Raw genomic sequence first — 11,594 nt, forward strand, 5'->3', positions numbered from 1 at the left:
TGGGATCGAATGATCATACGAATCGACCAGAAGTCGAACGAGCCGCTGTATTTGCAGTTGCGGTCGCAGATCATCGCGTCCATCGCCCAGGGCACGCTCGAACCCGGCGATGCGCTTCCCTCGGTTCGTTCGCTTGCGAGCGATCTCGGCATCAACCTGCATACGGTCAACAAGGCCTACGCGGTGTTGCGCGACGAGGGGTACGTGGTCATGCGGGGACGTTCGGGCGCCTATGTGGCCGATCCGGCCGATCACGGACCCGCGCAGACGGAAGCCGGGCTCGCCCGCATGGATGAAGCGCTGTTTGCGCTTGCGCTGGAATACCGTGCCCACGGCGGTCCGCAGGAAGAATTCGTTGCCCGCGCCGCCGCGCAGGCCGAACGGGCATATAAGGAGGAGCGATAGATGAATGCGTCGATGGACACTACCGTGATTATGGGTCTGACGATCGTTCTCGTGCCGATCGTCGGCGTGCTCATGGCGCTTACGCCGTACCTCATGAAGAAAAGCGAGTGCTTTACCGTTACGATTCCCGAATCGGCGGCGAACGATCCGTATCTCAAGGGCCTCAAGCGCCGCTACCTCGCGATCATGCTCGTTTTTTCCGCTGCGCTTACGGCGGTGGGGCTCGCGCTCATCGCCCTCAACATCCCCTCGGGTGTCCTGGCGATCGTTGTGGTGGGCACGCTCGGTATCTGCGTCGTCGGGTATGCGCTCATGCTGCATTACCGTAAAAAGGTTTCGACCTATAAGGCAAAGCAGGGTTGGCGCGCCGAGGCGCAGGAGGCGGTCGCCGTGGTGGGGGAGCGCGATGTGCCCCGCGCCATCTCGCTCAAATGGAGTTTGCTGTACGTGCCGGTGCTGCTTGTGACGCTCGGCGTCGGCATTGCGGGGTATGCGAGCATGCCCGACGTGATCCCCATGCAGGTCGGGTTCGACGGGGAGGTGAGCAGGTGGGTCGACAAATCACCGTTCATCGTATTCATGCCGGTGCTCATCCAGCTGTTCATGATAGCGTGCCTCGTGTTCTCGCACTGGAACATCCTGCGATCCAAGCGCCTGTCCGATCCGAACGCACCCGCTACCTCGGCTCTCGCCTACGGTATGTTCGCCCGCGCGCAGAGCATCTTCCTGTTGGCGATGGGCCTTGCCATCTGCATTGCGATCATCCTCATGCCGCTTTCGTTCATCGGGCTTGTCTCGCTCATGCAGGGCGCGGTTGTAATCATGGTCGTGTGCCTCTTCATCGTTGTAGGCGGCATTGCCATTTCGGTCGTGTACGGCCAGGGCGGCGCGCGCCTATTCGCCCGCATGGGGGCAAGCGAAGAAATCCTTGCCGACGACGACGCGCATTGGAAGTTCGGCATATTCTACTTCAACCGCGACGATCCGAGCCTGTTTCTGCCCGCCCGCTTCGGGGTAGGGTGGACCTTTAACTATGCACGGCCTGCCATCTGGGCCATTATGGTGGGCGGCTTGGTGCTCACCGTCGCGTTCGTCGTGGTGATCATGTCGTTCGGATAGGGTGCGTGGTGCGCTGCGGCGTTCGGCGCATGCCAGCTCTAGCCTAACGGCGGAATCGTCGGAACGTGGCAGAAAAAGGACGGTATTCGTCGTTTAAGCCCGTTCGGCACGATGGGGCGCAGGCTGCAAAACAAGACCGCTTCATCGCCCCTGTTCAGCGACACGTCCTGAAATCTGGCCTCAGAAGAGATTCCGGGTGGCGACGAACGCCGTCACTTTTCTGCCACGAAGCCGGGCGGCGGTCGTCTGCCTAGCGGCGGGCGAGCTCGCGGTATCCCGTCAGCTGAACGACGAGGAACCGTTCGAGCGCGGGCTCGAAGGGCTGGGCAGTCTCTTCGCACCCGATGATACCGCAGTTGCGCATGGCCTCGATCTGCTCGGGTTTCGGGTGTGCAGCGGGATAGAGCCCCGAAACGTAGTGCGTCGTTGCCATGATCAGCTCCATCGCGCTGCTCGGCGCAAGAAAGCCGAACAGGCGAGCAATCTGGGTTGCCGCAGTTTCTGCCGCCGCGTATATCCTCCTCTTGCAGGCGGTAAGCGCCTCGACGTCGACGTTCGTCTCGATGATCGTCGTCAGCAGCGCGCCGATGCGCCCGAAGTTGCGACGGCGCATGCAGGCGGTTGCGAAGAATCGGGCGAACCGCTCGAAGGCGCCACCCCCGTCGTCCTCGCCGCTTTCGGCATCGGCAGGGATGCGCTGCGCTTCGTTTCTCTGGTAAACGGCAACATCGGCTGCGAGCGCCTCGATGTCGCGCACGTAGAGCCTCAGGAAGATCTCCTCTTTGGTGGCAACGTAGTGGACGAGGTTCGCGCGGGAGAATCCGAGGCCGTCGGCGATCATCGTCATCGTGATATCGCGGTACGCATGCACGTCGAGCAGGGTGTCGGCTGCAAGGAGGATCGCCTCCATGCGCGCCTGCTTCTGCTCGTCGGTGCGCGCTCGCTTGAACGAGCCGTCTGCTTTTGGCATGTTCCGCTCCCGTTTTCCTTGACAAGTTGCGGAGTGCAACTTATAGTACCTAAATTACATCATGTAACTTATTTTACTGGGAGGCGAGGCCCCATGCAATATCGGATCGACCCGCGAAGCGGAGCTCGGCTGTCGGCCCTCGGGTACGGCTGCATGCGCTTCCCCCTCACGGCGCTGGGTCGCATCGACGCTGACAAGGCCGAAGCGCTCGTGCTCGATGCGGTGGGCAAGGGCGTCAACTACTTCGACACGGCCTATCTGTACCGGGGCAGCGAAGAGGTGCTCGGCGCCATCATCGAGAAGAACGGCTTGCGCGGCAGCGTGCACATTGCCACCAAGCTTCCGCACGGGTCGTGCACGTCGTTCGAGGATTTCGATCGCTTCCTCGGCATACAGCTCGATCGGCTGCGCACCGATCGCATCGACTACTACCTCGTTCACAACATCATGAGCTTCGAGCAGTGGGAACGGCTCGTCGATCTGGGTATCGAGAGATGGATTTCCGAAAAGAAGCGCTCCGGCGCGATCGAGCGCATCGGGTTCTCCTTCCACGGTTCGCAAGACGATTTCATGCGCATGCTCGATGCCTACGATTGGGATTTCTGCCAGATTCAGTACAACTACCTCAACGAGAACTACCAGGCGGGTCGCGCGGGGCTCGAGGCTGCCGCCGAGCGGGGCCTGCCCGTCATCGTGATGGAGCCGCTTCTGGGCGGCAAGCTTGCGGGCGGCCTGCCGCGCGATGCGGTGCGAGAGTTCGAGAAGGTCGATCCGAGCGCGTCTCCCGCAGCGTGGGCGCTCGCCTGGGTATGGAGCCACCCCCAGGTAACGGTGCTCCTGTCGGGGATGAACGACCTCGATCAGCTTGCGGAAAACGTCGCCGTTGCCGAGCGAGCGCTGCCCGGCAGCATGAGCGAGGCCGATCACGCCGCCGTCGCCGCAGCTGTGGGCATCATAAGCGAAAGCTACCGCGTACCGTGCACGGGGTGCAACTATTGCATGCCCTGCCCGAAGGGCATCAACATTCCCGCGCTGTTCTCGGCATACAACACCTCGTTCGTGACCGGTCGTTTCGCGGGGATGTACCAGTACGTTGTTGCGTCGGGGGCTATGGGCGACAATTCGCGCCTTGCGAGCGATTGCATATCGTGCGGCGCGTGCGTGAAGAAGTGTCCCCAGCGCATCGACGTGCCCGCATCGCTGTCAGAGGTTCGCCGTCGCCTGCAACCGTTCTTTTTGCCCCCTGCCCTTGAAGTGGTGAAGCGCGTGATGCGCTGAAGCGGAGACGTCCGGTCGGGCATTGGGTGCCGATGCTCTAGCGGGGGCGGGTTCGCTGCTGGTCGAGCTGGACCATGCGCCGCGAGCCATGCGCTGCGAGAATTTTTCTTGACAAAGGAATACTTCGGTGTAAGAATTAAATTACTTCGAGAAAGGAAGTAAATGACAGCATCGACGAAGCAGCCCGTATTCCCTCTTGAGGGCACGATTTGGGATTTTCTCGATGCGTCGAAAGATCTGTTTGCCGCCGAACGATGGCAGAGCGTTCTTATGGATTGCTCGAAAAACGAGCTTTTGGCGTTGGTGCACGTGTATCGTGCGGGGGAGACTACCATGTCGGGCATTGCCGACTATGTGGGGGTTCCGCTCAATACGGCAACGGGCATCGCGAACCGTCTCGAGCGCCGCGGGTTGGTGGAGCGTTGGCGAAGCGAACAGGATAAACGCGTGGTGTCGGTGCGCATTACCGAGCAGGGCAGACGGCAGGTGGCCGATGTTATGGAAAACGTCGGCGAACTGGTGGGCGTACTCTTCGGCGATCTGACCGACGAAGAGCAGCGTGTGTTCCTCAAGGTCGTCGGCAGGATCCCCGAGCTTTTGTCTCGCGAAGCGAATGCGGCGAAAACGGCGGGTGCGGGACGAAGGGGCGTTAAGCGCATCGCCATCGAATGAGCAGGCGAGCAAGGCGGTGCTCCTATCGGGCAGCGCTTGCCGATTGCGAGCCGAATGCGACCGGGTCGGTACGCGCGGGTTTCAGGTGCAGTCAGAAGAGCGGCGGCGACGCCGTTTTTCTCAGGAAAATAGTTCGAGTAAAGAATAATTCGAGGAAAGAAGTAAGGAGCGAGCATGACGCGCATACGAATTTTCACCGGCAAGGGGGGTGTTGGCAAGACGAGCGTTGCTGCCGCCTGCGCGTGGGGTTCGGCTTCGCGCGGGTCGAGGACGCTTGTGGTGAGCACCGATGCGGCGCACAGCATCGGGGATGTGCTCGATCGTCGTATCGGACCCGATATCGTACACGTTGTCGAAAACCTCGATGCAATCGAGCTCGATGCCGATCGCATCATGGAAACCGAGTACGGCGACATGGTGCGCGGCATTACGTCGATGATGGGCAGCATAGGAGCGGCCGATGCGGCCGACGAGGTACCGTTTTCCCTGCCGGGTTTCGACGGCCTGTTCTCTCTCCTCAAGCTGATAGACTACGCCGAAAGCGGAGAATACGACTCGATCGTCGTCGATTGCGCGCCGACGGGGGAAACGCTTGCCCTGCTCAAGTTTCCCGAATTGCTGAGCTGGTATGTGGAGAAATGGCTCCCGATCGGGAAGGTCGCAGTGCGCGTGCTCTCGCCCGTTTCGAAGAAGATCCTCAAAGTAGAGCTTCCCGATAAACATGCGATGTCCGACATCGAGCGGCTCTATGCGCGCCTCCTCGATCTTCAAGCGCTTCTGAAAGACGGCGAGAAAACCACCGTACGTGTGGTTACGCTGCCCGAGAAGATGGTGGTAGAGGAGACGAAGCGCAACTATCTCTATCTGAACCTGTTCGGATACCGCGTTGACGGGGTGATCGTCAACCGCGTACTGCCCGTCGAGGCGACGACGGGGTTTTTCTGCGAATGGGCCGATATCCAGCATCGTTGTATCGAAGAGCTCGAGCACGTGTTCGCCGAGGTGCCCATGGCGCAGGTGCCCTGGTACGAAACCGATATCTGCGGCGTTGCGGGCATCCGCCGTCTATCCGAAGCCATGCCCGACGAATCGACGTTCGAGCAAGCGCCGAACGTCGAGCACGAGCGCTACGAAAAAACCGAAAGCGGTTGGCGTTTGAGCCTGTTCGTTCCGCTTGCCGAGAAGGGTTCGCTCGAGCTGTATCGTGCCGGCGCCGATCTCGTCGTGCGCATCGGCGGGTTTACCCGATGCCTTCCGCTGCCGAACGTGCTTGCAGGCGCAGAGGTTGCAAGGGCGAAACTCGAAGACGGGCTGTTGACCGTTGAGTTCGATCAGGAGGCGCGCGATGAACGCTGATTTCGTTGAGAAGATGCTGCAGGCAAAGCGCTTGGAAGCGCAGGCGATGGCCCTGCTCGTACCACCCGAAGCCCGCCTTGCTGCCGCGGCTGCCGTGCGCGTGTGCTCGGCAGCCGCGCTCGAGGTGCTCGACGGCTCGCATGCTCCTTCTCGGGGCGCGTCGCCGGGCGCATGCGAGGGTAGCACGGCCGTCTCGGCGAAGCGAAGCTCCCGCTCCGGCATGCAATCCATTCCCATCGAGTAGATCGGAAGATACGCTATGAGAATCATCCTTTATACGGGTAAGGGCGGCGTGGGGAAAACCTGTGTCGCTGCTGCAACGGCGATCCATCTGGCCGAACGGGGTAAACGCGTGCTTGTCGCGAGTACCGATGCGGCCCATAGCCTCGGCGATGCGCTCGACGTGCCCGTTGGAAGCGAAGCCGTCGAAGTCTCAGAGAACCTTTGGGCGCTTGAGATAGACCCGGTGGTTGCGGGCCGCGCTGCATGGGGTCGCATGCAGGAATACCTTCGGCTGCTCATGACGAGCCATGCGGAAGGCGGCATCGAAGCGGACGAGCTGCTGGTGTTTCCCGGACTCGAAGAGCTCTTCGCCCTGCTGGCCGTTCTCGATATCGAAGACAGCGGACTCTACGACGTGCTCGTCGTCGACTGCGCGCCGACGGGCGAGACGCTTTCGCTGCTCAAGTACCCCGAGCGCCTCGGATCGTTCATCGAGGACATGCTTCCGATGAAGCGCGCCGCGCTCAAGGTGGGCCGCCCGGTCATCGAGGGCGTTATGAAGATACCCATGCCCGAAGACGAGCTGTTCGATGAGGTGGCGGCCCTTGTCGGTCGGCTCGAACGCCTTCGCGCTCTGCTGGTCGATCACGATCGGGTGAGCTTGCGCGTCGTCACGACCGCCGAGCGCATCGTCGTCAAGGAGGCGAAGCGAGCCTATTCGTGGCTCTCGCTCTACGGGTATAACGTGGATGCCGTGATCGTGAACAGGCTCTATCCCGAAGATGCGCTGGCGGGCTACTTCGATCGGTGGACCGAGCTGCAGCGAACGTCGCTCTATGAGATCGGGGAGGCGTTCGTCGACGTGCCTATCCTGCGTCTGGCGCTTCGCCATGGTGAGTTGCGTGGGGTGGCGAACCTGCGGGAGGCGGCGGGTGATCTGTACGGCGGCATCGACCCTGCCGAAGTGCTCGCGCGGTCTTGTGCGATCGAGCTGTGCGAGACGACCGATGGATACGAGCTTTCGCTCGCTGTCCCGTTTTTCGACAAACGGGATTTGGGCTTGCTGCAAGACGGAGATCATTTGATCGTATCGCTCGCAAACCAAACGCGCCGTGTCGCGCTGCCCGCATGCCTTCGCGGGCGTGAGGTTGCGGGTGCCCGCTATAAGGATGGGGCGCTGATCGTCTCGTTCGCTCGGGCCTGCACGCCAAAACGTTGACCGTCGGTGGCGGAAGCGCTGTCGCCGTACTTGCCAATTGCGGACGATGCGGTAGAATAGCGCTCGTCTTCGCATTCCGGAATGCGTCATGCTCGGATTCGGTTTTGTGGAGTTGCGCCCGCTGCCGCGTGGGCGTCTCGACCGCCATGCGGGTGCGTTCCCGGAAAGTGGAAGCCGGCGTTCCCGAAGGCGTGTTGGTTCTATTGGTGCTACTCGATCGGAAGAGCTATGAAGCTTTGCATTGGCCGTGCTCTGTGCAGATGGATATGATGGGACATCGCGCAGGGCTTGCCGGATAGGCGAATCGCCTGTCCTTTCTCATCGAAACCGATACGGCATGTATGCCGATACCGCGCATCGTGTGCGGTGACTCTGTGCGGCAATGGGCTATCCGCGTTGCGCATGGGGATCCGTCGGATTTCGATGCATCGAACCTCGAGGCCGTAGATGGTGTTCCGTCTACGGCTTTTTCGTTTCGAGGAGAGATATGGAATCAAGAGAACAGGACTTCACGCAGGGGTCCGTCGTTAAACATCTTATCAAGTTCGGACTGCCGCTCTTGGCGGCCAACATTCTGCAATACTGCTATCAAGCAGCCGATATGATCGTCGTCGGTCAGGTGATGGGCAACGACGGGCTCGTCGCCATCAGCAACGCTTCGATGATCTCGTTCTGCATCGGCTCGTTCGCCATCGGCATGACAGGCGGCGGGACCGTCGTCCTCGCTCGCTGCAAAGGGGCGGGCGATGCTGCGGGCCAGAGAACCGCATCGGCGGCGGTGTTCGTCCTATCGGCGCTGTGCGCGCTTGCCGTCACCGTACCCGGCATCATGTTCGTGTTGCCGGTGTTTACGGCGCTCGGCGTTCCGGGTCCGTCGCTCGACGAAGCGGTGTCGTACATGGTCATCGTAAGCGCAGGCTCGATTTTCACATTCGGATACAATGCGGCGTGTTCCCTCATGAGGGCGCTCGGCGATGCGCGCGGACCGCTCGCGTTCATCGCTGTGGCCTCGGTCGTGAACGTCGTGCTCGACATCGCATTCGTCGGGGTGCTCGGTTGGGAGGTAGCGGGTGCCGCATGGGCGACCGTTATCGCGCAGGCGCTATCGTGCGCCTTGGCGCTTCGGCACCTTTTCGCCCGCCATCCGTCTGCTCGGCCTCGCTTCGGGTTCGGCCGCGCGTTCGCCCGCAGCGCGGCGGAAGTGCTGAAGGTGGGCGTTCCTTCGGCGTCTCAGATGATCGTCGTGAATATATCGTACCTGCTCGTGACCGGCATGCTGAACGCCTACGGCACCGATGTTGCTGCCGCTTCGGGCATAGGCCTCAAGATCAGCACGTTCGCCGGATTGCCCTGTTGGGCAATGGGACAGGCGGCAACGGCCATGACAAGCCAGAATGCCGGTGCGCAGCGGGTGGAAAGAATGCGCTCGATCGTTCGGGCGAGCTGCGGTATCTCGGTGGCGATTATCGCGCTCATCGCAGTGGCGACCCAGGCGTTCGCCTACGATCTTGCCCTGCTGTTCGGCGCATCGGGCACTGAGGCGATTGAGACGACGGTGCTCTATTTGCGTATAACCTGTTCGGTCAACTCGGCTTTCTACGCGCTTATGTACTGCTTCGATTCGTTTGCGCTCGGTTCGGGTTCGCCCAACCTCGCGCTCGTGAATGCGGTTCTCGATGCGGTGGCAATCCGATTCGGGCTTGCGTGGGTGCTCGGTACCGTGTTCGGCATGGGGTTCGTCGGCGTCTATCTTGCCCAGGCGCTCTCGCCCGTGCTGCCGGTGCTCGTCGGGTGGGCGTATTACCTGCGGGGAACGTGGAAGGTAAGGTTGGCGAATCCGCCGGATACGAAGCGGTGACGATCTCGCAGGCGCACATGCGCTGGTTCCTTGTCTCGTACGCCCACGCGATAGGCGATGTTTCACGTGAAACATCTGTTCGTTTTTTGATATACTACGATCATTGACGTCGATCCGAGGAATCGGAGGAGCCCCATGCGCGTGCCCGAGCACATCGATTCGAGCCTTTTGGCTCCCTGCGGCGTGAATTGCTTTGCGTGCTATAAGCACCTTGCGGCGAAAAAACCGTGTTGCGGATGCCTTGCGGGCGACGAGGGCAAGCCGGGGCATTGTCGAACATGCTTTATCAAGGAGTGCTGCGAGGGCAAGGGAATTGCCCGCTGCTTCGAATGTGCAGAATTTCCCTGCCCCGAAAGCAAACGTATGGAGCGCAACTACAAAAAGTACGGCGTGAGCCCAGTCGGCAATCTAGTGAGGGCTCGCGCAGTCGGTCTCGATGCGTTCATGCGCGAAGAGCGCGAGCGCTGGTCGTGCACCTCGTGCGGCAGGGGAGCGGTGTCGCAGCATCGGGGCGTGTGCAGCGAATGCGGGCATGCGGTAGGCTCGAGGTAGGCTTCGGCGGCAGACGATGAGAGGAAGTGCGCTATGGCGATTGACCTGAAAGTCATTCCGGGCGTCGGACCCAATATGGAAGCTCGCTTGCGAGCAATCGGCATCGAGTGCGTTGAGGATCTGGCTGGAGCCGATCCGGAAGAGCTTTACGCTCGCGATTGCATCGTGCACGGGGGTTCGGCTGACCGGTGCTGCCTCTACGTATACCGCGAGGCCGTCTACTTCGCCGAGACCGAGCAGCCCGATCCCGAAAAGCTCAAGTGGTGGGCTTGGAAGGATTGAGCCGATATGCCGATTGGCCGCTGCTTTCCTTGCCATGCGTCGCAAGGATAGTGTTGAGTTCGTCTTCCACGATATCGAGAAGAACCTGCTTGGATGTGATGCCGACTTTTTGGTAAATATGCTTAACGTGGGTTTTTGCTGTCGTGCTCGATATGACGAGTGCTTCGGCGATATACGTAGCGCTACGGCCTCTCGCAAGAAGCACGAGCACCTCACCTTCTCTTTTCGTCAGCTTGTACTGTTTCGATATGCTCTCGCATGCTAAGCCGAGTGCTGTCTCCGAATCGATGACCTGCTCACTTTCTGCGGAGGCTGAGACGGGTTCTTGCCGTCCCATTCGGAAGAAGTGCATCACGCTCAATACGATGAGAACGAACAACGTGGCGACGATCATGATCGTACCGATCCAATCGGCATCGCCTTTCGCGAAGTCCCGCATGATGCCGAGGCCCACGACAACACCGAGCTTTTTCGCGAGAAAAAGCGATGCGCAGGCAAACAGGGCGGGGCGTCTGAACCGATAGACGAAAGGGATCATCCATGTGAGGAAAAGCACGGCGACGTACGTAATGTTGAGAGGAATGACCGAAAGGGCAATCAACGCTCCGCTCAGAAGGGATGCGACATAGAGAGTGGCGAGGGCGATGGGAAGGACGAGCAGGCGAACGGAATCGACGGCCGCGACACCTTGAAGCGAGTTTCTTGCGAGGAGCAGGAGGTTTCCCGCCAGTATCGCACCGACGCCTGCGCAGACCTGAATGATCGTTGAGGCCGATTCTCCATCCTGGGCTTGTAGCCACTGCAAGTGTATTGCAGAAACGATGAATGAGAAGAGGGCTATCGTGAGGCACAGTTGCCAGAGCGGGATAGCATACGTTTCGGGATCGGCGCTCGACGCGAAGGGAGCGGTCTTGGGCGGAGTTTCGTCAAATTCTACCCGTTCATTTTCGGGCAGGGTGTTAAGCCATTCGTCCGACGCTCGTTGTTTCCGCACTGCCAGAAAAAGGCATGCGCATGAGGTGGGAGTGAGAAGCAAGATCATCGCACTTGCTATTCCGAACGAGACAAAGGGGATGGCAATCTGAATCGTTCCGGCGATGATGACGCCGATTACGAGTGCCTGTATCGCAGCTTTTAACCTAGTTCTCAGGAAGAAGCTTGCAAAGGCAACGAATAGGATGTACGACGATTCCAAGACGGCTCTTTGGACGATGGTGAAGAAGTGGTTTTGAACCGGGTGCAGGGTTGCCGATATCTGCATGGCAAAGCCGATGGTCTGCAGCGCTGCCAGGGCGACAAGCATCCAGGTGTTCTCGTGTGGCCTGAAGCTCGGTTTTCGGGAGAGCGCGATCAGTGTGGCAAATACGGCTAGAAGGGAAGCGATCTTCACGGCCAATACATCGAGCGACCCCTCGTCGGAAATACGCCATAGAGCACTGTATCTCAACGCCTCGGTTGAAGCGATGCAGAGGCCAAGGCCTATGCTGGCCAGCGCAAAGCTGTCCTTGTCAAGCGGCTTTTTGGCTCCTTGTGCTTCGTTGCCCATGCCATGTTATCCAAGTTCTATCGGTCGTCATTTCGATCAAGTATAGCAAAGCGCCACGGGGCTTCCGTATCGGCAGATCGAGGCCGGGAAGCGATGTGCAACCCGGCCTCGGGCA

Annotated in this window: 12 protein-coding genes; 10 read left to right on the forward strand and 2 right to left on the reverse strand. The window is 60.3% G+C overall.

Annotated features, from left to right (window positions below; translation table 11 throughout):
- Window positions 1–9 precede the first annotated feature (9 nt).
- Window positions 10–405, forward strand: a complete 396-nt coding sequence (locus MWL89_RS03860) for a GntR family transcriptional regulator (RefSeq protein WP_102378922.1) — start codon at window positions 10–12, stop codon at window positions 403–405.
- Window positions 406–1,524, forward strand: a complete 1,119-nt coding sequence (locus MWL89_RS03865) for a DUF1648 domain-containing protein (RefSeq protein WP_244411824.1) — start codon at window positions 406–408, stop codon at window positions 1,522–1,524. It begins immediately after the preceding gene.
- Window positions 1,525–1,774: 250 nt separating this feature from the next.
- Here the strand turns inward: MWL89_RS03865 and MWL89_RS03870 are convergent, their stop codons facing one another.
- Window positions 1,775–2,494 (reverse strand): TetR/AcrR family transcriptional regulator, encoded by a 720-nt coding sequence (locus MWL89_RS03870; protein ID WP_102378921.1) that lies wholly within the window; start codon window positions 2,492–2,494, stop codon window positions 1,775–1,777.
- Window positions 2,495–2,587: 93 nt separating this feature from the next.
- Here MWL89_RS03870 and MWL89_RS03875 point away from each other — a divergent pair, with 93 nt between their 5' ends.
- The 8 genes from MWL89_RS03875 (at window position 2,588) to MWL89_RS03910 (ending at window position 9,933) form a co-directional block, all read left to right on the forward strand.
- Window positions 2,588–3,772: an aldo/keto reductase gene (locus tag MWL89_RS03875; RefSeq protein ID WP_244411825.1), complete on the forward strand. Its 1,185-nt coding sequence runs from the start codon at window positions 2,588–2,590 to the stop codon at window positions 3,770–3,772.
- A 162-nt stretch (window positions 3,773–3,934) separates the two neighbouring features.
- Window positions 3,935–4,444 (forward strand): MarR family winged helix-turn-helix transcriptional regulator, encoded by a 510-nt coding sequence (locus MWL89_RS03880; RefSeq protein ID WP_244411826.1) that lies wholly within the window; start codon window positions 3,935–3,937, stop codon window positions 4,442–4,444.
- Between the two features lie 174 nt (window positions 4,445–4,618).
- Window positions 4,619–5,800 (forward strand): ArsA family ATPase, encoded by a 1,182-nt coding sequence (locus MWL89_RS03885; RefSeq protein WP_244411827.1) that lies wholly within the window; start codon window positions 4,619–4,621, stop codon window positions 5,798–5,800.
- The gene (locus MWL89_RS03890; RefSeq protein WP_244411828.1) at window positions 5,790–6,044 is read left to right on the forward strand and encodes a hypothetical protein; all 255 of its coding nucleotides are present in this window, start codon (window positions 5,790–5,792) and stop codon (window positions 6,042–6,044) included. Before MWL89_RS03885 ends, MWL89_RS03890 begins: the two co-directional genes overlap by 11 nt.
- Window positions 6,045–6,059: 15 nt before the next feature.
- Window positions 6,060–7,241: an ArsA family ATPase gene (locus tag MWL89_RS03895; protein WP_244411829.1), complete on the forward strand. Its 1,182-nt coding sequence runs from the start codon at window positions 6,060–6,062 to the stop codon at window positions 7,239–7,241.
- A 487-nt stretch (window positions 7,242–7,728) separates the two neighbouring features.
- Complete coding sequence (locus MWL89_RS03900; RefSeq protein ID WP_244411830.1) at window positions 7,729–9,099, forward strand: MATE family efflux transporter; 1,371 nt, start codon at window positions 7,729–7,731, stop codon at window positions 9,097–9,099.
- Window positions 9,100–9,234: 135 nt separating this feature from the next.
- The gene (locus MWL89_RS03905) at window positions 9,235–9,651 is read left to right on the forward strand and encodes a DUF3795 domain-containing protein (RefSeq protein WP_102378914.1); all 417 of its coding nucleotides are present in this window, start codon (window positions 9,235–9,237) and stop codon (window positions 9,649–9,651) included.
- A gap of 33 nt (window positions 9,652–9,684) precedes the next feature.
- Entirely contained in the window at window positions 9,685–9,933 is a 249-nt protein-coding gene (locus MWL89_RS03910) for a helix-hairpin-helix domain-containing protein (RefSeq protein WP_102378913.1), read from the forward strand.
- Here MWL89_RS03910 and MWL89_RS03915 read toward each other — a convergent pair.
- The gene (locus tag MWL89_RS03915; RefSeq protein WP_244411831.1) at window positions 9,908–11,479 is read right to left on the reverse strand and encodes a helix-turn-helix transcriptional regulator; all 1,572 of its coding nucleotides are present in this window, start codon (window positions 11,477–11,479) and stop codon (window positions 9,908–9,910) included. The genes MWL89_RS03910 and MWL89_RS03915 overlap by 26 nt on opposite strands.
- Between the last annotated feature and the right edge of the window lie 115 nt (window positions 11,480–11,594).

It is taken from the genome of Raoultibacter timonensis, from assembly GCF_022845715.1.
GTDB classification, from domain to species: domain Bacteria; phylum Actinomycetota; class Coriobacteriia; order Coriobacteriales; family Eggerthellaceae; genus Raoultibacter; species Raoultibacter timonensis.

Excerpts from the sequence above, each read along its gene's own strand:
- MWL89_RS03860 (WP_102378922.1), top strand. The coding sequence starts at position 10 with ATGATCATACGAATCGACCAGAAGTCGAACGAGCCGCTGTATTTGCAG.
- MWL89_RS03865 (WP_244411824.1), top strand. The coding sequence starts at position 406 with ATGAATGCGTCGATGGACACTACCGTGATTATGGGTCTGACGATCGTT.
- MWL89_RS03870 (WP_102378921.1), bottom strand. The coding sequence starts at position 2,494 with ATGCCAAAAGCAGACGGCTCGTTCAAGCGAGCGCGCACCGACGAGCAG.
- MWL89_RS03875 (WP_244411825.1), top strand. The coding sequence starts at position 2,588 with ATGCAATATCGGATCGACCCGCGAAGCGGAGCTCGGCTGTCGGCCCTC.
- MWL89_RS03880 (WP_244411826.1), top strand. The coding sequence starts at position 3,935 with ATGACAGCATCGACGAAGCAGCCCGTATTCCCTCTTGAGGGCACGATT.
- MWL89_RS03885 (WP_244411827.1), top strand. The coding sequence starts at position 4,619 with ATGACGCGCATACGAATTTTCACCGGCAAGGGGGGTGTTGGCAAGACG.
- MWL89_RS03890 (WP_244411828.1), top strand. The coding sequence starts at position 5,790 with ATGAACGCTGATTTCGTTGAGAAGATGCTGCAGGCAAAGCGCTTGGAA.
- MWL89_RS03895 (WP_244411829.1), top strand. The coding sequence starts at position 6,060 with ATGAGAATCATCCTTTATACGGGTAAGGGCGGCGTGGGGAAAACCTGT.
- MWL89_RS03900 (WP_244411830.1), top strand. The coding sequence starts at position 7,729 with ATGGAATCAAGAGAACAGGACTTCACGCAGGGGTCCGTCGTTAAACAT.
- MWL89_RS03905 (WP_102378914.1), top strand. The coding sequence starts at position 9,235 with ATGCGCGTGCCCGAGCACATCGATTCGAGCCTTTTGGCTCCCTGCGGC.
- MWL89_RS03910 (WP_102378913.1), top strand. The coding sequence starts at position 9,685 with ATGGCGATTGACCTGAAAGTCATTCCGGGCGTCGGACCCAATATGGAA.
- MWL89_RS03915 (WP_244411831.1), bottom strand. The coding sequence starts at position 11,479 with ATGGGCAACGAAGCACAAGGAGCCAAAAAGCCGCTTGACAAGGACAGC.